The organism is Pseudomonas sp. S2_A02 (assembly GCF_054668495.1).
Window position 1 is genome coordinate 3,720,360 of sequence record NZ_CP162776.1, and the last position, 23,517, is coordinate 3,743,876.

A 23,517-nucleotide genomic window follows, 5' to 3' on the forward strand; every position below is an offset into this window, starting at 1 on the left:
GGTTGCCTCAAACGCCCTAAGGTCTCGAAAGTCTTGTTCTCATTAGCAGGGGAGCGAACCAGCTAACCAGTTGGGTCAGCACGAAGACGCCGAATACTGCTAACGGCGCCAGTGGCTTCACACCTGCAAACGTCAATGCAAACAGCACTGCCGTCAAAATCAGTTTGCCCGCCTCGCCGGCATAAAAAGACCGGACGATGGCTTGAGCTGCTCGGGCGCCGGAAAACCGAAATGCCCTGTGAGCGAAATATATATTGGGAAGCAAGGCTATCAGGCCTCCGCAGAGTCCTGAGTACCCGGCAACGACTCCATGCCATTGCCAGAGCGCCAAAGCGGCGATCAGCAAAACGACAAATTGAGCCATTAACACCGGGAAAACTGCCAGGCGATGGAACGGCAAGCGGTCTGGCGTGCGGTTTTCCATCTCTTTTGCCCCCAATGGTCGGCTGCCAGAATTCAATAACTTGGCATAATTTGTGCCGACAAAATGCGCGCAGAGTATAGGGGCGGTTCTGCCCCTATTCAACTGTCAGGTAGTGATTTCCGACTTCACGCTACATGAGGAATTGTTTCAGCGGATGTGTGCAAGCACACCTTGAAGCTCATCAAGAGAGTTGTAGCCGATCACCAGCTGCCCTTTACCCTTCTTTCCGTGGCGGATCTGCACCGCAGAGCCTAGGCGCTCGGCCAGACGCTGCTCGAGTCGGGCGATATCCGGGTCCGGTTTTGCAGGTTCCACAGGCTCCGGTTTGCCACTCAACCACTGGCGAACCAGTGCTTCAGTCTGGCGCACAGTCAGCCCCCGTGCGACAACGTGTCGCGCCCCTTCAACTTGTTGATTTTCCGGCAAACCGAGCAAGGCACGGGCATGACCCATTTCCAGGTCGCCGTGAGACAGCATGGTTTTGATGACTTCCGGCAGCGCAATCAGACGCAACAGGTTGGCCACGGTGACGCGAGACTTACCCACAGCCTCGGCCACTTGTTGCTGAGTCAGCTGGAATTCCTGCTGCAAACGCTGCAAGGCCACCGCTTCTTCGATCGGATTGAGGTCTTCGCGCTGGATGTTCTCGATCAGCGCCATGGCGATGGCGGTTTCATCCGGCACATCGCGAACCATCGCCGGGATGGTTTCCTGGCCAGCCTGCTGGCTGGCGCGCCAGCGGCGTTCGCCGGCGATGATTTCGAAGCGCCCGCTGCCGATCGGACGAACCACGATCGGCTGCATCACGCCCTGGGCCCTGATCGACTGCGCCAGCTCTTCCAGCGCTTGAGGATCCATGTCCCGACGCGGCTGGTACTTGCCACGCTGGATCAGGTCCAGGGGCAGGTGCTGCAGCTCACGCTGATCGGCCTGTACCGCTTGCTCTTCCAGCGAGCTGACAGTCGGACCACTCAGCAGTGCATCCAGTCCACGTCCGAGACCTCGTTTCTTGACGGCCATGGGGATTCCTTAAGTTGCCTGAGCAGCGGCGATGCGTGAATTTTTGCGCTGACGGCGAACCATCTCGCCCGCCAATGCCAGATAGGCAATCGCGCCCCGCGAGGATTTGTCGTACGCCAGCGCCGGCATGCCATAGCTTGGCGCTTCGGCCAGGCGGATGTTGCGCGGAATCACGGTGTCGTAGAGCTGCTCGCCAAAGTGTTCCTTGAGCTGCGCCGATACGTCGTTCATCAGGCTCAGGCGCGGGTCGTACATGGTCCGCAACAGGCCTTCGACTTTCAGGTTCGGGTTCAGCAGTTCGGCAATGCGCTTGATGTTATCCACAAGGTCGCTCAACCCTTCGAGCGCGAAGTACTCGCACTGCATGGGGATAATCACCCCGTCGGCGGCAACCAGCGCGTTAAGCGTCAACATCGACAGCGACGGCGGGCAGTCGATCAAAATGTAATCGTAGTTTTCACGGATTGGCGCCAACGCACTGCGCAGACGACTTTCCTTCATCTGCATTTCCAGCAGAACGACTTCGGCCGCGGTCAGGTCGCGGTTGGCCGGCAGCAATTGATAACCGCCGTGCTCGGAATAGTGCATGGCCTGGGCCAGATCGCATTCACCGATCAGCAGGTCGTAGACCGAGTTTTCCAGGCCGTGTTTATCCACACCGCTACCCATGGTGGCGTTGCCCTGTGGATCGAGATCGATCAACAGCACCCGACGCTTGGTAGCGACCAGGGAAGCTGCGAGGTTGATGCAGGTGGTGGTCTTGCCCACACCACCCTTTTGGTTCGCTATCGCGAATACCTTAGCCATTCTTGCTTGTGTTCCCAATCATGCCGTGCGGCGCAGTATCAGCAGATGGCGTTGGCCTTGGCAACCGGGTACGGCCAGGGCGTGTTCGCTATCGAGGTGGAAGTCTGCCGGCAATGCTACCAGCTCATCAGCGGGATGAACGCCCTTCATTGCCAGCCAACGTGTATCGGCATCGCCCAAATGGCGAGTCCAGTTGCTGAAGTTCTCCATGCTGCTGAACGCACGGGAAATGATCCCGTTGAATGGCAGTTCAGGCTGGAAGGCTTCGACGCGACTGTGGATAACTTGCAGGTTATCCAGTTTGAGTTCGAGTTTGACTTGGGTCAGGAAGCGGGTTTTCTTGCCGTTGCTGTCCAGGCAGGTCACTTGCGACTCGGGAAACAGAATCGCCAAGGGAATGCCTGGCATGCCGCCGCCACTGCCCACATCCAGCCAACGGCCGTTTTCGATGAAGGACATAACACTCAGGCTGTCGAGCAAATGCCGTGAAACCATTTCGTCCGGATCACGCACTGCCGTGAGGTTGTAGGCCTTGTTCCATTTTATCAACAGGGCCAGATAACCCAGCAGCTGTGCATGCTGGGCTTCAGTCAGGTTGACACCGAGCTGGCGAGCACCTGTGGATAACTCTTCGGCGTGTTGCGAGGTGACCAACGAACTCAAGCGCTTTGCTCCAACTGACGGCCCGCGCCGCGTTTTTTCAAATGAATCATCAACAGCGAAATCGCTGCCGGGGTCACGCCCGGAATACGCGACGCCTGGCCCAGGGTTTCTGGACGGGTCGCGCCGAGCTTGCTCTGGATCTCTTTCGAGAGACCAGAGATGTTCGTGTAATCGATATCCACAGGCAGTTTGGTGTCTTCGCTGGCCCGCAGACGCGCGATTTCATCCTGTTGACGATCGATGTAACCGGCGTACTTGGTCTTGATTTCGACCTGTTCGGCGACCTGTGGATCTTCTGCGCCTCCACCGGTCACGGCGATCAGACCAGCGTAGTCGATTTCCGGACGGCTCAGCAGATTGAGCAAATTGTATTCGTGGGTCAGCGGCGTACCGAATTTCTCGGAAATCGCATCGCCCTGCTCGGTGCCCGGGCGAACCCAGGTACTTTTCAGGCGTTGCTCTTCCAGATCGATGCTTTCGCGCTTCTTGCAGAACGCTGCCCAACGCACGTCATCCACCAGACCCAATTCGCGACCTTTTTCGGTCAAGCGCAGGTCTGCGTTGTCTTCGCGCAGGATCAAACGGTATTCGGCGCGGGACGTGAACATCCGATACGGTTCCTGGGTACCCAGGGTAATCAGGTCGTCGACCAAAACGCCGATGTACGCCTCGTCGCGACGCGGGCACCAGGCATCTTTGCCCTGAGCACGCAGTGCGGCGTTGGCTCCGGCCAGCAAACCCTGGGCGCCGGCTTCTTCGTAACCGGTGGTGCCGTTGATTTGCCCGGCGAAGAACAAACCGCCGATCACTTTGGTTTCCAGGCTGTATTTCAAGTCACGCGGGTCGAAGTAGTCGTACTCGATGGCGTAGCCAGGGCGAACAATGTGCGCGTTTTCCATGCCGCGGATCGATTGCACGATCTGCAGTTGCACGTCGAACGGCAGGGAAGTGGATATCCCGTTCGGGTACAGCTCGTGGGTGGTCAAACCTTCCGGCTCGATGAATACCTGATGGCTTTCCTTGTCGGCAAAGCGGTGGATCTTGTCTTCGATCGATGGGCAATAACGCGGGCCGATACCTTCGATCACACCGGAATACATCGGCGAACGATCTAGGTTCGAAGCAATGATTTCGTGGGTACGGGCGTTGGTGTGGGTAATCCAGCAGCTGACCTGTTTCGGATGCTGCTCCTTGGAGCCCATGAACGACATCACCGGTATCGGCGTATCCCCTGCCTGCTCGGTCATCACCGAGAAATCCACAGAACGACCGTCGATGCGCGGCGGGGTACCGGTTTTCAGGCGACCGACACGCAATGGCAGTTCGCGCAGGCGATGAGCCAGAGCAATCGACGGAGGATCGCCGGCGCGACCGCCGGAATAATTCTGCATGCCGATGTGGATAAGTCCACCGAGGAAGGTGCCAGTGGTCAATACCACGGAGTCTGCGAAGAAACGCAGGCCCATTTGGGTGACAACACCGCGCACTTGTTCCTGCTCGACGATCAGGTCGTCAGCAGCCTGTTGAAATATCCACAGGTTCGGCTGGTTTTCCAAAGCTTCGCGGACAGCGGCCTTGTACAGAACCCGATCTGCCTGAGCGCGGGTTGCACGCACGGCTGGGCCTTTGCGGCTGTTCAATACGCGAAACTGAATGCCGCCTTTATCGGTAGCCATGGCCATCGCGCCGCCCAGGGCATCGATTTCTTTAACCAAATGGCTTTTGCCGATCCCGCCAATGGCTGGATTGCAACTCATGGCACCGAGGGTTTCCACGTTATGCGTCAGCAATAGGGTTTTTGCCCCCATACGTGCTGACGCCAGTGCTGCCTCGGTACCGGCATGACCGCCGCCGATGACGATCACTTCAAAACGGGAAGGGAAATCCACCACGCACCTCGTGCCTGCTTCAGTCAGGTAATCCGGAAATAGTTTGAGCTCAGGTTTTTGGACCTGGTCGGCAAGTATAGGGACTTCGCCCTTCCTAAAGAACCCTTTGCACAAAATTTAACCAGCTGTGGAGAAGTCGGGGTTATAGAAATTAAAAAGAGAGAAATTTATTAAATCTTTGTTTTTATGTTTATTTCTACTGAGCCATCTTTCTGTGGATAGATTGGTACAGCCCTTTATTTTCAATATGTACAGAGATTCAAAACCCTGTGGTCATGTGCCAAGGAGGCCCTTGGATAACCGGTGTAAGCCTGTGGATGAAAGGGGTGGTTATCCACAGAGATGGTTATCTTCAGTTTTCAGGCCTTGTTATCAACTGCCCTTAGCGGTACTTATTCACAGGGCTTAATCCACAGAAAAGCCGTCGAATGAGCAAATCCCGGCAAGGAAAATCCGCCCAAGCGAAGAATCTGCTCGGCACTGAGGGAAAAATTTCAGAAAAGGAGAGAACAGACAGGCCCGAATGGCCTGTCTGGGGACAGCAGGAGGGACTATTTACCGATACAGAAGCTGGAAAAGATCCTTCCCAGTAGATCATCGGAGCTGAATGCGCCGGTGATTTCGCCCAAAGAGTGCTGAGCCTGTCGCAAATCTTCGGCCAACAGCTCACCGGCTCCCGCTAACGTCAGCTGCGCACGGCCATGCTCAAGGGACGCACTCGCGTGACGCAGTGCCTCCAGGTGACGCCTGCGAGCACTGAAGCTGCTTTCGGAGGTCTGCTCGTAACCCATGCATTCCTTGAGATGTTCGCGTAACAGTTCCAGCCCCATACCGGCGGATTTGGCACTGAGGCTGATTGTGACATGGCCATCATCACTGACCTCCAAGGCGATAGCTTCTCCCGTCAGGTCAGCCTTGTTGCGTATAAGGGTAACTTTTGCCGGATCCGGACGGATCTCAAGGAATTCAGGCCACAAGGCAAATGGATCAAGGGCTTCGGGAGCTGTGGCATCGACCACCAGCAATACCCGATCTGCCTCACCGATGGCTTTCAATGCCCGTTCAACGCCAATTTTTTCCACCTGATCATCGGTATCTCGCAGGCCGGCAGTGTCGACCACGTGCAACGGCATGCCATCGATGTGGATATGTTCGCGAAGAATGTCTCGGGTAGTGCCGGCAATCTCGGTCACGATCGCAGCTTCACGTCCGGCCAAGGCATTCAGAAGGCTGGACTTGCCGGCATTCGGCCGGCCGGCGATCACCACGGTCATGCCGTCGCGGAGCAAGGCTCCTTGCCCGGCTTCACGCAGCACTGTGGATAATTCGTTGCGCACTTTGTCGAGCATGCTCAGGACATGGCCATCGGCGAGGAAGTCGATTTCTTCTTCGGGGAAGTCGATGGCGGCTTCGACGTAGATGCGCAGGCCTATCAGTTGCTCGGTGAGGTTATGCACACGTTGGGAAAACGCGCCCTGCAACGAACGCAGGGCATTTCGTGCCGCCTGTGCAGAACTTGCCTCGATCAAGTCGGCAATGGCTTCGGCCTGAGCCAGGTCGAGCTTGTCGTTGAGGAAGGCGCGCTCGCTGAATTCACCCGGCCGGGCCAGACGACAGCCCAGTTCCAGGCAACGCTTGAGCAGCATATCCAGAACGATCGGCCCGCCGTGGCCCTGCAGCTCAAGCACATCTTCGCCGGTGAACGAGTTCGGTCCGGGGAAGTACAGCGCGATGCCTTCGTCCAGCACCTCTTCGTTTGCACTGAGGAACGGGCCGTAATGGGCAAACCGCGGTTTCAGTTCGCGACCGCTGATGGCTTTGGCCGCCAGACTCGCCAGCGGCCCGGAAATACGGACGATGCCCACACCGCCGCGACCTTGAGCGGTGGCGACGGCAGCGATGGTTTCACGAGGAACGCTCATAAACCGGTATCCAGACAAAAGTGACAGATAGCAAAACGCCCCACTAGGGGGCGTTTTGAGTGGTTATCCACAGTGTAAATCAGGCAGCTGCTTTGGTAGCCGCTTCGATTTTACGCGTGATGTACCACTGTTGGGCGATGGACAGGCAGTTGTTCACTACCCAGTACAGCACCAGACCCGCCGGGAACCACAGGAAGAAGAAGGTGAAGATGATTGGCATCAGCTTCATCACCTTGGCCTGCATCGGATCCGGAGGCGTCGGGTTCAGCTGCTGCTGGATGAACATGGTTGCACCCATGATGATCGGCAGAATGAAGAACGGATCCTTGATCGACAGGTCAGTAATCCACAGCATGAATGGCGCTTGGCGCATTTCAACGCTTTCCAGCAGAACCCAGTACAGCGAAAGGAAAACCGGCATCTGCACGAGGATTGGCAAGCAACCACCCAGCGGATTGATCTTCTCTTTTTTGTACAGTTCCATCATGGATTGCGACATTTTCTGCCGGTCGTCGCCATGTTGCTCTTTCAGCGCGGCCAGTTTCGGTGCCACTGCACGCATGCGTGCCATAGATTTGTAGCTGGCAGCCGACAGCGGGAAGAAAATCCCCTTGATCAGCATGGTCAGGAAGATGATCGACCAGCCCCAGTTACCGACCAGCGCGTGGATATGTTGCAGCAGCCAGAAGATTGGCTGGGCAATGAACCATAGAATGCCGTAGTCGACAGTCAGTTCCAGACCTGGGGACAACTCTTTCAGCACAGCCTGGCTTTTCGGACCCGCGTACAGAACAGCGCTGGTTTCAGCTTTCGCACCTGGCGCAACAGTCATTGCCGGGGCGGTGTAGCCGATGATGTAGTTGCCTTTGCTGTCTTTACGGGTCTGGACGACGTTGTTTTCGCCCTTGGCCGGAATCCAGGCAGTCACGAAGTAGTGTTGCAACCAGGCAACCCAGCCACCACTGACGGTTTCTTTCAGCTGAGCCTTGTCCATGTCCTTCATCGACACTTTCTTGTACGGCTCGTTACTTGTCCACAGGGCGGCGCCCAGGTAAGTCGCGGTGCCGGTGGCGGTGCTTGAAGAAGGATCGGAGCTGGCATCGCGCTTCAGTTGCGCGAACATTGCACCGGACCAGGGCTGAGCGCTCTGGTTGTCGATCAGGTAGGAAACGGTTACGTCATACAGGCCACGTTTCAGCGTGAAACGTTTGATGTAGTTGACGCCGTCCTTGCTGAACTTCAGGTCCGCGACCAATTGGTCCTGACCGTCAGCCAGTTGATAAATCTTCTTCTCGGAGGAGTAAACCGGACGACCGGCAGGACTTGCGTCCGGCCCGTTGGTGCCGATCAGGCCACTCTGAGCCAGATATGTCCGCTCGTTGCCGTTATCAAACAGCTGGAATGGAATTTCCGGATGGTCCTGGCGACGTGGATACAGCGGCAACGTCAACTGCGCAACATCGCCACCTTGTGGATCGATTGCCAGGTTGAGCACATCCGTTTTGATCTGGATGAGGTCTTTGCTTGCAGCTACTGGTGTTTCAGCAGGTGCAGTTGCACTGGTATCGCTTGCGGCGCGTGGAATGTCGTCACTGACAGAAGCATTATTGCCAGTCGCCGTATCCGGAAGGCCCGGTGCGGTAGTACTGGAAGCAACATTCTGAGTCGGCAGGGCAGCCTGGCCATAGTCCTGGTTCCATTTAAGGACCATAACGTAGGACACGATTGCCAGGGCGACGATCAGGATCGTGCGTTTGATATCCATGATTACTCGGCCATCGAAGAAGAACGGGAGGTAGGGATAGATGGAACCGGGTCATAACCACCGGGATTCCACGGATGACAGCGACCTAAACGACGAAAGGTCAGCCAGCCACCGCGCAGAAGGCCATGATTTTCTATGGCTTCATACGCGTAGCAGGAACAACTGGGGTAGAAACGACAGTGACTGGCCATCAGGGGACTGATGGCATAGCGATAAAACTGGATCGGAACGAGTGCCAGTTTACGCATCGGGACTGTCTACCCCTACAGTTTCGGTTCTGACTGCTGGTACCGGCTTGCTGCGTGCCAGACGTTTCCAGAGTTTGTCGAAATGCTGAATCAATTCGGGGCTTTCTACGTCACCCAAACCTTTGCGCGCGACGATAACAATGTCCCAACCGACCAGTAAATCCTGGTTCAGGCGAAACGATTCGCGCATCAGACGTTTGAGGCGATTGCGCTCGACGGAGAGCTTTACGCTCTTTTTCCCGATAACCAGCCCGAGACGGGGGTGATCAAGATCGTTGTTGCGCGCAAGGAGCAGGAGATTTTTCCCCGGAACCTTGCCGGTAGGGGAGTCAAAGACTGCCTTGAAATGCCGGGGAGTAAGCAGACGCTTTTCCCGACTGAAGTCCTGACTCACCTCCAGTGCCGGATTATCAAACTGCCAGACGCGCACGACCTTTGGCGCGACGACGCGACAGGACGGCACGACCGTTCTTGGTAGCCATGCGAGCACGGAAACCGTGGGTACGAGCGCGTTTGATAGTGCTTGGTTGGAAAGTACGTTTCATTGTCGTGTTACCTGGTTCGTCCACAACGGGCCGGAATGGCCCCCGTTTTAAGAGACCGGGGATTCTAGAGAAAGCAAGCCTCTAGGTCAATTTCCAACCAGCGTTTCCTCATAAATAGATCTCCAGACGATTTGCTCGCCGAAGGTCGCTCTCTAAATATAGAAATAAAGAAGGGAATTATTTAAGGCTTTTCTGTAAAGCTTATAAAAGCTAGGGCCACGTTCATCTGTGGATAACTGCCTTTAGCCCTTCTAAACCGTGATGTACAGAGAATGACAACTACAGTGGAAAACGGTGGTCAGCCTGTGCTGCGCTGTCGGATAAGCTGTGTGTGGAAAGGCCAGTTATCCACAGGCAGGTTATCCACCGAGTTTCGCCCCCACTTGTCCAGTGCCCTCATGGGCGGTTATCCACAGAGCTTATGCACATACCGTTGGTCTTCTTTTCAAGGGTTAACGCATTGATAAATCATGCCCTGTGCGCAACCTGCATGTGGATAAGTGGACGTCTGGTCGCTACAATGACCGCTTGTTTTTGCCTCACCGGCTTTCAACTTAGGGGATATCCGTGTCAGTGGAACTTTGGCAGCAGTGCGTAGAGCTTTTGCGCGATGAGCTGCCTGCCCAACAATTCAACACTTGGATCCGTCCACTACAGGTCGAAGCCGAAGGCGACGAGCTGCGTGTCTACGCGCCGAATCGTTTTGTTCTCGACTGGGTCAATGAAAAATACCTGGGCCGCGTCCTTGAACTGCTGGATGAGCATGGCAATGGCCTGGCGCCGGCGCTTTCCTTATTAATAGGCAGCAAACGCAGTTCGGCACCGCGTGCGGCACCCAATGCCCCGTTGGCCGCTGCGGCGTCCCAGGCTCAGGCCGCTCAAGCGCCTGTCAGCGCTCCGGCGCCAGCCCCGGTAGCTGCCTCGACCAAGCGTGCGACCCAAAAAGTAGCTGAGGTCAGTGAAGAGCCGTCCCGCGACAGCTTCGATCCAATGGCCGGCGCCAGTTCGCAACAGGCTCCGGTTCGCGCTGAACAGCGCACGGTGCAGGTCGAAGGCGCGCTCAAGCACACCAGCTACCTGAACCGCACCTTTACCTTCGAGAACTTCGTCGAAGGCAAGTCCAACCAACTGGCCCGGGCTGCGGCCTGGCAAGTGGCGGACAACCCCAAGCACGGCTACAACCCGCTCTTCCTTTATGGCGGTGTCGGCTTGGGTAAAACCCACTTGATGCACGCTGTGGGTAACCACCTATTAAAGAAGAATCCGAATGCCAAGGTTGTGTACCTGCATTCCGAGCGTTTCGTCGCGGACATGGTCAAGGCCTTGCAGCTGAATGCGATCAACGAGTTCAAGCGCTTCTACCGCTCGGTGGATGCGTTGCTGATCGATGACATTCAGTTCTTCGCCCGCAAGGAACGTTCCCAGGAAGAGTTTTTCCACACCTTCAACGCCCTGCTTGAAGGTGGCCAGCAGGTCATTCTTACCAGTGACCGCTATCCGAAAGAAATCGAAGGCCTTGAAGAACGCCTGAAGTCCCGTTTCGGCTGGGGCCTGACGGTTGCCGTCGAGCCGCCGGAGCTGGAAACCCGCGTGGCGATCCTGATGAAAAAGGCCGACCAGGCCAAAGTCGATCTGCCACACGACGCAGCGTTCTTCATTGCCCAGCGTATTCGCTCCAACGTCCGTGAGCTGGAAGGCGCGCTCAAACGCGTGATCGCCCACTCGCACTTCATGGGCCGCGATATCACCATCGAGTTGATTCGCGAATCCCTGAAAGACTTGTTGGCGCTGCAAGACAAACTGGTGTCTGTGGATAACATTCAGCGCACCGTCGCCGAGTATTACAAGATCAAGATCTCCGACTTGCTGTCCAAGCGTCGTTCACGCTCGGTAGCACGTCCGCGTCAGGTCGCCATGGCGTTGTCCAAGGAACTGACCAACCACAGCCTGCCGGAAATCGGCGATGTGTTTGGAGGCCGCGACCACACGACTGTTTTGCACGCCTGCCGCAAGATCAACGAGCTTAAGGAATCCGACGCGGACATCCGCGAGGACTATAAGAACCTGCTGCGTACACTGACTACTTGATGAACACCAGCGCAGCTTATTAAGGCAAGGGACTAGACCATGCATTTCACCATTCAACGCGAAGCCCTGTTGAAACCCCTGCAACTGGTCGCAGGCGTCGTCGAGCGCCGACAGACCTTGCCGGTGCTCTCCAACGTGCTGCTGGTTGTCGAAGGCCAGCAATTGTCGCTGACCGGTACCGACCTGGAAGTCGAGCTGGTCGGTCGTGTGCAACTCGAAGAGCCTGCGGACCCGGGTTCCATCACTGTGCCTGCGCGCAAGCTGATGGACATCTGCAAGAGCTTGCCGAACGATGCGCTGATCGACATCAAGGTCGATGAGCAGAAGCTCGTGGTGAAGGCCGGCCGTAGCCGCTTCACTCTGTCGACCCTGCCGGCCAATGACTTCCCGACGGTGGAAGAAGGCCCTGGCTCGCTGACCTGCAGCCTTGAGCAAAGCAAACTGCGTCGTCTGATTGAACGCACCAGCTTCGCCATGGCGCAGCAAGACGTACGTTACTACCTCAACGGCATGCTGCTGGAAGTCTCGGCCGGGATCATCCGCGCCGTGGCGACTGACGGTCACCGTCTGGCCATGTGTTCGATGCAGGCCGATATCGGTCAGCCGGATCGTCATCAGGTGATCGTGCCACGCAAAGGTATTCTGGAACTGGCGCGTCTGCTGACCGAGCCGGACGGCAACGTCAGCATCGTGCTGGGCCAACACCACATTCGCGCCACCACCGGCGAGTTTACCTTCACCTCGAAACTGGTCGACGGTAAATTCCCTGACTACGAGCGTGTTCTGCCTAAAGGCGGCGACAAGCTGGTACTCGGCGATCGCCAGGCATTGCGTGAAGCGTTCAGCCGTACCGCGATTCTGTCCAACGAGAAGTACCGTGGCATCCGTCTGCAACTGGCCAATGGTCAGCTGAAGATTCAGGCGAACAACCCGGAGCAGGAAGAAGCGGAAGAAGAAGTGGGCGTTGAGTACAACGGCGGCTCTCTGGAAATCGGCTTCAACGTGAGCTATCTACTCGACGTACTGGGCGTGATGACCACCGAGCAGGTTCGCTTGATCCTGTCCGACTCCAACAGCAGTGCGCTGGTGCAAGAGTCCGACAATGACGACTCGGCCTATGTTGTCATGCCGATGCGTCTGTAATCATGTTCAGCAGAACCTAGATGTCCTTAAGTCGCGTCTCGGTCACCGCGGTGCGCAATCTGCACCCGGTGACCTTCTCCCCCTCCCCCCGAATAAACATTCTTTACGGCGCCAACGGCAGCGGCAAAACCAGTGTTCTGGAAGCCATTCATCTGCTGGGGCTTGCCCGTTCGTTTCGTAGCAGCCGTCTGTTACCCGTCATTCAATACGAGCAATTGGCGTGTACGGTGTTTGGCCAGGTTGAACTGGCCGAGGGTGGACACAGCGCGCTGGGGATATCTCGCGACCGGCAGGGTGAGTTCCAGATCCGCATCGACGGGCAGAACGCCCGAAGTGCTGCGCAACTTGCAGAGATCTTGCCGTTGCAGTTGATCAACCCGGACAGCTTCCGCCTGCTGGAAGGTGCGCCGAAGATTCGCCGACAGTTTCTCGACTGGGGTGTGTTCCACGTGGAACCGCGATTCATGTCCACGTGGCAGCGCTTGCAGAAGGCCTTGCGCCAGAGAAACTCTTGGCTGCGACATGGTACACTTGACGCCGTTTCGCAAGCGGTTTGGGACAGGGAACTGTGCCAGGCCAGCGCTGAAATAGATGAATACCGCCGCGCCTACATCAAAGCCTTGAAACCAGTCTTTGAACAGACCTTGAGCGAACTGGTTGAGCTTGAGGGCTTAACGCTCAGCTATTACCGAGGTTGGGACAAAGACCGTGAGTTGAGTGCAGTGCTCGCCGGGTCCCTTCAGCGGGATCAGCAAATGGGTCATACCCAGGCCGGACCACAACGCGCTGATTTGCGTCTTAGATTGGGCGCACATAACGCCGCGGACATCTTGTCTCGTGGCCAGCAGAAGTTGGTGGTCTGTGCATTGCGGATCGCCCAAGGGCACTTGGTTAGCCAGGCCCGTCGCGGCCAGTGTATTTATCTGGTGGATGACCTGCCGTCCGAACTGGACGAGCACCACCGTCGCGCGCTTTGCCGCTTGCTGGAAGACTTACGCTGCCAGGTCTTTATCACCTGTGTAGATCACGAATTATTGAGGGAAGGCTGGCAGACGGAAACGCCAGTCGCTCTGTTCCACGTGGAACAGGGCCGTATCACCCAGACCCACGACCATCGGGAGTGAAGGCATTGAGCGAAGAAAATACGTACGACTCAACGAGCATTAAAGTGCTGAAAGGCCTGGATGCCGTACGCAAACGTCCCGGTATGTACATTGGTGACACTGACGATGGCAGTGGTCTGCACCACATGGTGTTCGAGGTGGTCGATAACTCGATCGACGAAGCTCTCGCCGGCCACTGCGACGATATCAGCATCATCATTCACCCGGATGAGTCCATTACCGTTCGCGACAACGGTCGTGGTATCCCGGTAGACGTGCACAAAGAAGAAGGTGTATCGGCGGCCGAGGTCATCATGACCGTGCTGCACGCCGGCGGTAAGTTCGACGACAACTCCTACAAAGTATCCGGCGGTCTGCACGGTGTAGGCGTTTCGGTTGTGAACGCGCTGTCCAAAGAACTGATCCTGACCGTTCGCCGCAGCGGCAAGATCTGGGAACAGACTTACGTCCATGGTGTTCCGCAAGAGCCGATGAAAATCGTTGGCGAGAGCGAAACCACTGGCACGCAGATTCACTTCAAGCCTTCGGCTGAAACCTTCAAGAACATCCATTTCAGCTGGGACATCCTGGCCAAGCGGATTCGCGAACTATCCTTCCTCAACTCCGGTGTCGGCATCGTCCTCAAGGACGAGCGCAGCGGCAAGGAAGAGCTGTTCAAGTACGAAGGTGGTCTGCGTGCGTTCGTTGAATACCTGAACACCAACAAGACTCCAGTCAACCAGGTGTTCCATTTCAACATCCAGCGTGAAGACGGCATCGGCGTCGAAATCGCCTTGCAGTGGAACGACAGCTTCAACGAGAACCTGTTGTGCTTCACCAACAACATTCCACAGCGCGATGGCGGTACTCACCTGGTGGGTTTCCGTTCCGCACTGACGCGTAACCTGAACACCTATATCGAAGCTGAAGGTCTGGCGAAGAAGCACAAAGTTGCCACCACCGGTGACGATGCCCGCGAAGGCCTGACCGCGATCATTTCGGTAAAAGTGCCGGATCCGAAGTTCAGCTCCCAGACTAAAGACAAGCTGGTGTCTTCCGAAGTGAAGACTGCGGTTGAACAGGAAATGGGCAAGTACTTCTCTGACTTCTTGCTGGAGAACCCGAACGAAGCCAAGCTGGTCGTCGGCAAGATGATCGATGCGGCGCGTGCGCGTGAAGCGGCACGTAAGGCTCGTGAGATGACCCGCCGTAAAGGCGCGCTGGACATCGCCGGCCTGCCGGGCAAATTGGCTGACTGCCAGGAAAAAGACCCTGCCCTCTCCGAACTGTACCTTGTGGAAGGTGACTCTGCTGGCGGCTCCGCCAAGCAGGGACGCAACCGTCGCACCCAGGCCATCCTGCCGCTCAAGGGCAAGATCCTGAACGTCGAGAAGGCACGCTTCGACAAGATGATCTCTTCGCAGGAAGTGGGCACCTTGATCACCGCGCTGGGCTGCGGTATTGGCCGCGACGAGTACAACATCGACAAGCTGCGTTATCACAACATCATCATCATGACCGATGCTGACGTCGACGGTTCGCACATCCGTACCCTGTTGCTGACCTTCTTCTTCCGTCAGTTGCCGGAGTTGATTGAGCGCGGTTACATCTACATCGCTCAGCCGCCGCTGTACAAGGTCAAGAAAGGCAAGCAAGAGCAATACATCAAAGACGACGACGCCATGGAAGAGTACATGACGCAGTCGGCCCTGGAAGACGCGAGCCTGCACCTGAACGAAGAAGCCCCGGGTATCTCCGGCGAAGCGCTTGAGCGTCTGGTGAATGACTTCCGTCTGGTAATGAAGACCCTCAAGCGTCTGTCGCGCCTGTACCCGCAAGAACTGACCGAGCACTTCATCTACCTGCCAGCGGTAAGCATGGAGCAACTGTCCGATCACGCAGCGATGCAGGATTGGATGGCTCAGTTCGAAGTTCGCCTGCGCACCGTCGAAAAATCCGGCCTGGTTTACAAAGCCAGCCTGCGTGAAGACCGTGAACGTAACGTCTGGCTGCCAGAGGTCGAACTGATCTCCCACGGCCTGTCGAACTACATCACCTTCAACCGCGATTTCTTCGGCAGTAACGATTACAAGACTGTCGTGTCGTTGGGCGCTCAATTGAGCACCTTGCTGGACGACGGCGCGTACATCCAGCGCGGCGAGCGCAAGAAGCCGGTCACCGAATTCAAGGAAGCACTTGAATGGCTGATGGCTGAAAGCACCAAGCGTCACACCATCCAGCGATACAAAGGTCTGGGCGAAATGAACCCGGATCAGCTGTGGGAAACCACCATGGACCCAAGCCAGCGCCGGATGCTCAAAGTGACCATCGAAGACGCCATTGGCGCAGACCAGATCTTCAACACCCTGATGGGTGATGCGGTCGAACCTCGCCGTGACTTCATCGAAAGCAACGCCTTGGCGGTTTCCAACCTGGACTTCTGATCCGGGCAGGATCGCTAAACGGAAAAGGCCAACGCTTAGCGTTGGCCTTTTTTTATTGCGTGTTATGGGCGTCGCGACATTGCCCTGTAATGAAGATGAACCCCTGCGCGCTCAAGCAGGTCCAGAGTGAACAGGAAATTTTCGCGGACCGCAGGCTGGAGTTCCGGGTCTTCAAGGATCTGTGTTTCCACCACGAAATGAACGTCCCTTAGGTCAACCAAGGGGTGGCTCGGTCCGGATACGCCTCGCATAACACTCCATTGAGACGGTATATCAATTTATTAAGACGTCGATTATTTCCCTTCTCGATCAATCGCTCAGAACATCGATGCGCCTTTGGACTTGGCCAGATAGCGCCCCGGTGAATCCCCCAAATTACGCCGAAATACCGAGGTAAATGCGCTTGGGCTGCTGTAACCCAGATCAATAGCCACTTCGGTGATTGATGAACCATTGCTCAATCTGGACGTGGCTTCCAGCAAACAGACTTGTTGCCGCCAGAACACAAAACTCATGCCAGTCGCTTCCCGAAAACTTCGCGTGAACGTTCGCCGGCTCATGCTCGACCAACTGGCCATTTCACTGATGGAAATATTCTGCGTGGGTGCATCAAGGAATCGATGGCACGAATGGGCCAGTCGAGGCTCTGAAGGCAAAGGTGCGCTCAGTGGAAGCTCCGACATGGCGCCGATTTCATCCACCAGTAGCGTCTGCACGGATTGGCTTCGAATATTGGGCGGTTGCTCCGGATCAATAGTCAACGCCGCTTCCAACAAGTGCCTGAGTAGCGGCGAAACATTGTAGACCTGGCAATGCTCCGGCAAACCGGCGCGGATGGAGGCAGCCTCATTGAGGTAAGTATTGATCATGGTCACGTCGCCGCGCATATGCATTTCATGCGACACGCACGCGGGCACCCAAAGCGCTCTTTGAGGCGGGACAACCCAATTCCCCTGATCGGTGAACATCTTCAACGCGCCCGTTGAGGCGTACGCAAACTGACCACGACTGTGCGTGTGCCGCGCAAAAACAGTACCCGAAGAATACTTGCGCAGACTCACCACAGCATCGGGGCTTCCATGCTCGTAGGGATCCAGTGTTTGATTGATCAACATGGCCCGATTTTGACAAAAATAGACCTGCTATAGCAAGCAGGCCAAATTTTTGGACCATAGAATCGCATCTCCAAAACTACCTGATGCAAAAACGGTTCGCATTGAACTGATTGGAATGCGACATACCGCCTACGCGGTGTACCGCTTAATGTGAGGCTAGGGATATGCAGAAAAAACACTTGGTTCTGGCGATACTCGTCACCTTGGTATGGGGAGTGAACTTTCCAATCACCAAACTGGGTTTGCGCTCGATCGATCCCTTTGTGTTAACCGGAATACGCTTTGCACTCGCGGCCATACCCTTGGTGTTCTTCATCAAGCGCCCCGCCATCAAGTTCAGCTATGTCGCCGCTTACGGCTTCATTTTCGGGTTGGGTATGTGGGGGGTGATCAACTATGGCATTCAGGTCGGTGTCAGCCCCGGTATTGCTTCGCTGATCATTCAGCTCAGCGTGTTCTTCACCATGGGTTGGGGAGCGTTATTGTTTAAAGAAAAGTTACGCGGTGCTCAGCTTATCGGGGCACTGCTGGCATTGGTCGGGCTAGGTGGCATCATTTCCACCCAACAAGGGGAGCACGCAATACTTGGAGTACTGCTGATTGTGCTGAGTGCGGTCGCTTGGAGCGTCGGCAACGTGATTATCAAGAAATCCGGTGTCAAAGAGATCTTTTCATTCATGGTCTGGGCCAGTCTGTTTCCACCCATCCCACTCTTCTTCATCGCTTGGCTCATGCAGGGCGCCGCGCCCTTTGAGAACCTGCAAAGTAGTCTCGACTTCACGGCTGTGCTATCGATCGTTTTCCAGGTTTACCTGGCCACCCACTTTGCCTATTGGGGATGGAATTCGCTGTTGAAGCTTTATCCCGTATCCACAGTGGCACCGCTGTCGTTGTTGATTCCGGTATTCGGCATCGGCAGTTCGATGCTGATTATTGGCGAGCACATCTTGATACCGAACTTGATTTCAATTGCGATCATCATTATGGGATTGGCAGTCGGCCTCTATCGTAAGTCCCCCGGCACAATCCATGCCGCCCCCGGAGCCGAGTTTCGCCCTGACTGAACCGGTCGTGCCAGAACTATTCATCTTTGCCAGCATTTGCCAGGGCTGCCGAATCATCCGGCAGGACCGCTAAACGAAAAAGGCCAACGCTTAGCGCTGGCCTTTTTTATTGATCGTCGAAACGTCGTCATTCGCTAGCAGTGGCCACGCTCTCGAGCCGATACCCATACCCGTAAATCGTCAGCAGTTGCCAACCGCGATCGGCCGTCAGGCCCAACTTGTTGCGCAGGCGATAGATATGAGTGTCCAGCGGGCGGGAGGAGACTATTTCTTCATGGGTCCAAAAGCGCTCATACAAATATTCACGGGATAAAGGTCGGCCCAGATTAGCGAACAGACAGCGGGCGAGACGGTATTCCCGTTCGGTCAGGCTGATGGGGGTGGACGCGCGGGTGACGGTGAGTTCAGCGTCGTCGAATTCAAGATCATTGAAAGTCAGTATTTCGGGGGCTGCCGCGCGTTGCAGTCCATGTCGACGAAGTACCGCGCTGACTCGGGCCATCAGCTCGTTTGGACGAAATGGTTTGCTCACATAATCGTCGGCCCCGGCGTTCAACGCCTGGACGATATCGCTTTCAGTATCGCGGCTGGTGAGCATGATCGCGGCCGGTGGAGCGTCCATATGTTCACGGGTCCAGCGTAACAACGCCAAGCCAGTGATATCGGGCAGTTGCCAATCGAGGATCAGCAGGTCGAAGGTCTCCCGCCGGAGTTGCCGCAGCAAGTCCTCTCCCCGCTCGAAACTGTGCAACGTCCACGTCTGCTCTCCCGTTGCGGGAATCTGTCGCAGTGTCTGTTCCACCCGGCGGAGTTCGGCGGGTTCGTCATCCAGTATTGCGACACGCATGCCGAGTGATTCCTTTATCTCGTAAGTGCAAAGTGAAAATTGCGGAGTTTAGGCCGATTGATTGAATCGAAGTTCCCAAGCAGGGTGACGTTGATGATGTTTTAGCCTTCGACCAATTCTGAACAAATATTGTGAATCGGCTCGCAGGTTACTTATGCCGGTAAATTCGTCGTCGCTGAGCGGCACAAAGGCATTGGGATGTGCCCGACGCAGGGAGCGTCAACCTGGCAGGACCATCGATTGCCGGTTTTCGACGGTTTGCAGTTCAGGGGGAAATACACGGAGTGCCTGCTCGGTTCTAACACAAGGATGTGTCATCTCTTATGTCCTTTGCTCCGATGGCTATCTGCCAGAGCGGCCAGTCAGGTATCGTGCGTTAAATACTTGTGTGCGTTACTGGCGTGATTTTCATAAGAGCATAAAAAGCCAATCCATGAACCCCATGACCTTATTGCTTCCACGCGGTGTTTGTCTCTTTGATGGGTTAGAGGGCAAGACAACGCATGTCCAATAGCATCCTGGTCGACGACCGATGAAGAGCCGACCAAGGAAGGACGAGCGTGAACCCACCCAGGCTCAGCGGTTGTTTCGGCGTATGGTCCGAGAGTGGCTGTGGGTCTGTCTGATCTTGTTGCCGCTGACGGCGATGCTGTCCATGAGCCAAGGCCTGATCTTGAGCAAGCTGTTGTACGACAATCTTCGCCGGCTAAGCCCGCTGTCGGTGGACCCACGAATATTGCTCGTAACTATCGACGACTACAGCTTGCAGCAGCTTGGCCAATGGCCGTGGTCGCGGGCCACGCACGCGCAGCTGCTGGATCGGCTCAGCGCCGCGAACGTTAAAGGCGTTCTATTCGACGTAATTTTCAGCGAACCTGATAGCCAACCCGAGAATGATCAACTTTTGGCCCAGGCGGCCTGCCGGGCCGGGAATGTTTTCGTGCCGCTGCTGCGTGAAGATGAAGCGCGTTACGGTCAGCCCCTGGGGGAAATTGAGCCGGTGGATCCGCTGAACCATTGTGCCAAAGGCGTCGGGCACATCAATGCCGAAGCGGACGCCGATGGGATCGTGCGCAGCGTGTATTTAAGTGAAGGTCCGGCGCAAAACCCCCGCCCGCAACTGGCCTGGCTGCTGTACGAAGAAACCCTTGCCGACAAGGGGAATGCCCCGATGCCTGGTACCCCGGCCCTGCCATCGGCGCAAGGCTGGCAGCGAACGCATGAAATACGGATTCCTTTCATCCGCTCCGACGTGGGCTTTCCCACTGTGCCCTACGTCAGTGTATTGCGCGGCGAAGTCCCGCCCGAGTTGCTGCGCGATCGCTTGATCCTGATAGGCTCAACCGCTTCAGGTCTGGGCGACCGTTATGTGACACCGCAATCGGCCAGCATCGGCACCACATCGGGCATCGAGATACAGGCGAGTATCCTCAACGGACTGCTACAAAAGCGCAATATTGTGGTTGTCGATAAGCGCTTGGCGGCATTGCTAACGATAGTGATTGTCGGTGAATTGCTGGGCCTGCTGTTGGTGCGTCCGCGTCGCGCCTTATGGCTGACCTTGGGTGCAATGACAGTTGCTCTGCTGGTTTCGAGTGTGCTGTTGCGCCTAGGGTGGTGGTGGTCGCCGGCTGCCAGCCTGATGGGTATTTTGCTGGGTTATCTGATCTGGAATTGGCGAAGGCTGAATGCGGTGCTCGCCTATTTCGGCTGGGAACTGGCGCGTCTGGACAGCGAGCCAAAAGTCTTTCCCGAACGTCGTCGTACCCAAGCGCCAGCCGGTGATGTGCTGCAAGGGCAAATTGTCGCGCTGGAGCAGGCCATGAGTCGGACCCGCGACACCCGGCGTTTTATTGCTGATGGACTTGAATACCTGCCGGTGGCGACGCTGATCAGCGATCCGAACGGGCGCATTCTGCTGGCCAACCGCAAGGCTCGAGAAATGTTTTGTCGTGGCCTGGTGGGCGAGGACATGCTCGAGCAACTGAGCGATCTGGGTTACCCGGTGCCGTCCAACGGAATGCCATCTGCGTTGTCGACCTTGGAGCCGCTGGAGTTTCGTGACACCCAGGCACGCAGCCTGCGTCTGGACCTGGCACCGCTGTTTCCGGCCGAGGGCGACTCCGTGATTGGCTGGCTACTGAGCCTCACTGACCTGAGCGTCGAGCGGGACGCCGAAGAGCAGCGAGCGGTTTTGTTGCGCTTTTTGTCGCATGACCTCAGAGCGCCCCACTCGGCGATTCTGGCCTTGCTCGACGTTCAGCGTCATCAGGTGTCCGGCGACACTCAAGTGTTCAGCCAGATCGAGTTACAAGTGCGCAAGGCGTTGAAGCTGACCGAGGCTTTTGTGCAGTTGGCAAAAGCCGAGTCCGAGGCCTATCAGTTTCAGCCCAGCATGTTCGCGATGTTGTTACTCGATACCTTCGACCAGGCTTCGAGCATTGCTCATTTGAAGAACATTCAATTGCTGCATGATCTCGACGAAGACGCTGAAGCGCTGGTGCTGGCCGATCAGTCGCTGCTGACACGAGCACTGTTCAACCTGCTGGAAAACGCCATCAAGTACAGTCCGGCGGGTTCGCGGATCTCGGTGCGGGTGAGTTATGCCGAGGGCTGGTTGCTGTGCGAGATCGCGGATCAGGGCCGAGGGATTACTGTCGATGAACTTCCCGAGTTATTCAGTCAGTATCGGCGTTTTACCTCGGCTCACGGCAGTGACGGCCTGGGGCTGGGTTTGTCCATGGTCAAGGCCGTGGTGGACCGTCATGGCGGGAGGATTTCCTGTCATAGCGTGGTGGGGCGAGGCACAACGTTCAGTGTCCAGTTACCGCTATTGAGCGAGTGAGCCAGACGCTTTCAACGGGCATAAAAAAACCGGCTATATCAGCCGGTTTTTTTTAGTCCGAAATAAACTTATGCACCTTTTTCGACGTTTTATTTGCTTAAGAAATATGTATGTAAATCATAAGCTTAAAAACTAAAAAAGACGTTTTTCAACAAAATGGTACACAGGTTATCCACAGAATTTCAGACAGTCACTTGATCGGTGGCGTTGGGTGCCGTCGGGGCTGCTGGCAACGAACCCATTTCGCGCTGCATCTGTTCGTTCCAGGCCTGCACTCGGTCATTCAGGTCGGCGATGGCTCGCGGCCCACTACCCTCGGCGTACATCGGCGCGCCAATGATGACGGTAATCACGCCTTGCTGCTTCGCCCAACCGGTTTTTGGCCAGAACTTGCCAGCATTGTGCGCAATTGGCAGTACCGGTAATGACGCATTGACGGCCAGCGCGGTGCCACCGCGGGAGAACTTGCCGATAGTGCCGTAAGGAACGCGAGTCCCTTCAGGGAAGATCAGTACCCAGACATTGTCCTTGAGCAGCTCATCGCCCTTCTTCGCCACATGCTTGAGCGCAGCTTTGGGATTGCCACGGTCGATGGCGATCGGTCGCAGCATGGCCATGGCCCAGCCGAAGAACGGAACGTAGAGCAGTTCGCGCTTGAGCACCTGGCTCAGAGGCGAGAAATAGGCCGAGAGAAAGAATGTTTCCCAGGTGCTCTGGTGATTCGACTGAATCACGCAGGGCTGGTCAGGCACATTCTCGGCACCCTTCACTTCGTAACGGATACCCAGAAAGACTTTGCTCAGCCACAAGGCGCAACGGCACCAATACACGTTGATAAAACGATAACGCGCCTTGAACGGCAGAAACGGCGCGATAAAAAAGCTCAGGGTGCACCAGAGCAAAGAACTGGTGCCCAGCAGCAGGTAAAAGAGGAAAGTTCTGATGGCCTGCAGTATCGACATGGCGACATTTACCGTTGCGGGCATTGCCCGCCTATTCAAACGCACTCCCGATCAGTCCTTGGCCAGGATGTTCAGAAGAGCCTTAGTGATGGATAAGTTCCGCGGCAATCGCCGCCAGATCGTCAAAAATCAAGGTGCCCGCCGGCAGGGTTTTGCTCTGAGTCTTTTCGCCTTTCCCTGTCTTTACCAAAACTGGCTGACAGTCGACGGCTCTGGCGGCTTCCAGGTCACCGAGAGTATCGCCGACGAACCATAGATTCGTCAGCGAAACGTTGTAATGCGCGGCGATGGTTTTCAACATCCCGGGTTTTGGCTTGCGGCAATCGCAGCCATCGTCTGGCCCATGCGGGCAATAAACGATCAGCCCGACTTCGCCGCCCTGCTCCGCCACCAGCTCGCGCAAACGAGCGTGCATGGCGTCCAGGGTGGCGATGTCGTAATAGCCGCGAGCGATGCCGGACTGGTTGGTAGCGACCGCCACCGTCCAGCCGGCCTTGCTCAACTGCGCGATCGCTTCGATCGAACCGGGGAGCGGAATCCACTCCTCCACCGACTTGATGTACGCGTCGGAGTCGTAATTGATCACTCCGTCCCGATCGAGAATCAGCAGTTTCAACAGCAGC

Annotated in this window: 20 protein-coding genes; 6 read left to right on the forward strand and 14 right to left on the reverse strand. The window is 56.2% G+C overall.

Annotation, left to right across the window (positions count from 1 at the left end; genetic code table 11):
• Nucleotides 1-16: 16 nt before the first annotated feature.
• From AB4O41_RS16870 to rpmH, 10 genes are all read right to left on the reverse strand, one after another.
• Nucleotides 17-424, reverse strand: a complete 408-nt coding sequence (locus tag AB4O41_RS16870; protein ID WP_007903021.1) for a F0F1 ATP synthase subunit I — start codon at nt 422-424, stop codon at nt 17-19.
• A gap of 147 nt (nt 425-571) precedes the next feature.
• Nucleotides 572-1,444 carry a ParB/RepB/Spo0J family partition protein gene (locus AB4O41_RS16875; protein ID WP_305424387.1) on the reverse strand — a complete coding sequence of 291 codons (873 nt, stop codon included), beginning with the start codon at nt 1,442-1,444 and terminating at the stop codon, nt 572-574.
• Between the two features lie 9 nt (nt 1,445-1,453).
• Nucleotides 1,454-2,251, reverse strand: a complete 798-nt coding sequence (locus AB4O41_RS16880) for a ParA family protein (protein WP_460144013.1) — start codon at nt 2,249-2,251, stop codon at nt 1,454-1,456.
• A gap of 18 nt (nt 2,252-2,269) precedes the next feature.
• Nucleotides 2,270-2,914 (reverse strand): 16S rRNA (guanine(527)-N(7))-methyltransferase RsmG, encoded by a 645-nt coding sequence (gene rsmG, locus AB4O41_RS16885; RefSeq protein ID WP_030132558.1) that lies wholly within the window; start codon nt 2,912-2,914, stop codon nt 2,270-2,272.
• The gene (gene mnmG / locus AB4O41_RS16890; RefSeq protein WP_258618475.1) at nt 2,911-4,803 is read right to left on the reverse strand and encodes a tRNA uridine-5-carboxymethylaminomethyl(34) synthesis enzyme MnmG; all 1,893 of its coding nucleotides are present in this window, start codon (nt 4,801-4,803) and stop codon (nt 2,911-2,913) included. Before mnmG ends, rsmG begins: the two co-directional genes overlap by 4 nt.
• Nucleotides 4,804-5,354: 551 nt before the next feature.
• On the reverse strand, nt 5,355-6,725 hold the full coding sequence (mnmE, locus tag AB4O41_RS16895; protein WP_460144014.1) for a tRNA uridine-5-carboxymethylaminomethyl(34) synthesis GTPase MnmE: 1,371 nt from the start codon (nt 6,723-6,725) through the stop codon (nt 5,355-5,357).
• A 79-nt stretch (nt 6,726-6,804) separates the two neighbouring features.
• On the reverse strand, nt 6,805-8,490 hold the full coding sequence (yidC, locus tag AB4O41_RS16900) for a membrane protein insertase YidC (protein WP_460144015.1): 1,686 nt from the start codon (nt 8,488-8,490) through the stop codon (nt 6,805-6,807).
• Between the two features lie 2 nt (nt 8,491-8,492).
• Nucleotides 8,493-8,738 (reverse strand): membrane protein insertion efficiency factor YidD, encoded by a 246-nt coding sequence (gene yidD / locus AB4O41_RS16905; RefSeq protein WP_052966011.1) that lies wholly within the window; start codon nt 8,736-8,738, stop codon nt 8,493-8,495.
• On the reverse strand, nt 8,731-9,132 hold the full coding sequence (gene rnpA, locus AB4O41_RS16910) for a ribonuclease P protein component (RefSeq protein ID WP_460148366.1): 402 nt from the start codon (nt 9,130-9,132) through the stop codon (nt 8,731-8,733). Before rnpA ends, yidD begins: the two co-directional genes overlap by 8 nt.
• Before the next feature lie 16 nt (nt 9,133-9,148).
• Nucleotides 9,149-9,283, reverse strand: a complete 135-nt coding sequence (rpmH, locus tag AB4O41_RS16915) for a 50S ribosomal protein L34 (protein WP_003213577.1) — start codon at nt 9,281-9,283, stop codon at nt 9,149-9,151.
• 567 nt (nt 9,284-9,850) lie between these two features.
• Here rpmH and dnaA point away from each other — a divergent pair.
• The 4 genes from dnaA to gyrB are packed head-to-tail and all read left to right on the forward strand — an operon-like array spanning nt 9,851 to nt 16,061.
• Nucleotides 9,851-11,371 (forward strand): chromosomal replication initiator protein DnaA, encoded by a 1,521-nt coding sequence (gene dnaA / locus AB4O41_RS16920; RefSeq protein WP_052966010.1) that lies wholly within the window; start codon nt 9,851-9,853, stop codon nt 11,369-11,371.
• 39 nt (nt 11,372-11,410) lie between these two features.
• The gene (dnaN, locus tag AB4O41_RS16925; protein WP_007903001.1) at nt 11,411-12,514 is read left to right on the forward strand and encodes a DNA polymerase III subunit beta; all 1,104 of its coding nucleotides are present in this window, start codon (nt 11,411-11,413) and stop codon (nt 12,512-12,514) included.
• A 20-nt stretch (nt 12,515-12,534) separates the two neighbouring features.
• Nucleotides 12,535-13,638, forward strand: coding sequence for a DNA replication/repair protein RecF (gene recF, locus AB4O41_RS16930; RefSeq protein ID WP_008007898.1), 1,104 nt, complete (start codon nt 12,535-12,537; stop codon nt 13,636-13,638).
• A gap of 5 nt (nt 13,639-13,643) precedes the next feature.
• Nucleotides 13,644-16,061, forward strand: coding sequence for a DNA topoisomerase (ATP-hydrolyzing) subunit B (gene gyrB / locus AB4O41_RS16935; RefSeq protein WP_305424393.1), 2,418 nt, complete (start codon nt 13,644-13,646; stop codon nt 16,059-16,061).
• A gap of 317 nt (nt 16,062-16,378) precedes the next feature.
• Here gyrB and AB4O41_RS16940 read toward each other — a convergent pair whose 3' ends face one another.
• The gene (locus tag AB4O41_RS16940) at nt 16,379-17,176 is read right to left on the reverse strand and encodes an AraC family transcriptional regulator (RefSeq protein WP_460144016.1); all 798 of its coding nucleotides are present in this window, start codon (nt 17,174-17,176) and stop codon (nt 16,379-16,381) included.
• Nucleotides 17,177-17,340: 164 nt separating this feature from the next.
• On the opposite strand from AB4O41_RS16940, the gene AB4O41_RS16945 reads away from it, so the two are divergent.
• Nucleotides 17,341-18,240: an EamA family transporter gene (locus tag AB4O41_RS16945; protein WP_460144017.1), complete on the forward strand. Its 900-nt coding sequence runs from the start codon at nt 17,341-17,343 to the stop codon at nt 18,238-18,240.
• A gap of 127 nt (nt 18,241-18,367) precedes the next feature.
• On the opposite strand, the gene AB4O41_RS16950 is transcribed toward AB4O41_RS16945, so the two are convergent.
• Complete coding sequence (locus AB4O41_RS16950) at nt 18,368-19,087, reverse strand: response regulator transcription factor (protein ID WP_460144018.1); 720 nt, start codon at nt 19,085-19,087, stop codon at nt 18,368-18,370.
• A 532-nt stretch (nt 19,088-19,619) separates the two neighbouring features.
• Between AB4O41_RS16950 and AB4O41_RS16955 the strand changes: the two genes are divergently transcribed.
• Nucleotides 19,620-21,932: a CHASE2 domain-containing protein gene (locus AB4O41_RS16955; RefSeq protein ID WP_460144019.1), complete on the forward strand. Its 2,313-nt coding sequence runs from the start codon at nt 19,620-19,622 to the stop codon at nt 21,930-21,932.
• A 182-nt stretch (nt 21,933-22,114) separates the two neighbouring features.
• On the opposite strand, the gene AB4O41_RS16960 is transcribed toward AB4O41_RS16955, so the two are convergent.
• A complete protein-coding gene (locus AB4O41_RS16960) occupies nt 22,115-22,894 on the reverse strand; it encodes a lysophospholipid acyltransferase family protein (RefSeq protein ID WP_460144020.1) in 780 nt (259 codons plus the stop codon).
• An 82-nt stretch (nt 22,895-22,976) separates the two neighbouring features.
• Complete coding sequence (gene gmhB, locus AB4O41_RS16965) at nt 22,977-23,516, reverse strand: D-glycero-beta-D-manno-heptose 1,7-bisphosphate 7-phosphatase (protein WP_460148367.1); 540 nt, start codon at nt 23,514-23,516, stop codon at nt 22,977-22,979.
• Nucleotide 23,517 lies beyond the last annotated feature (1 nt).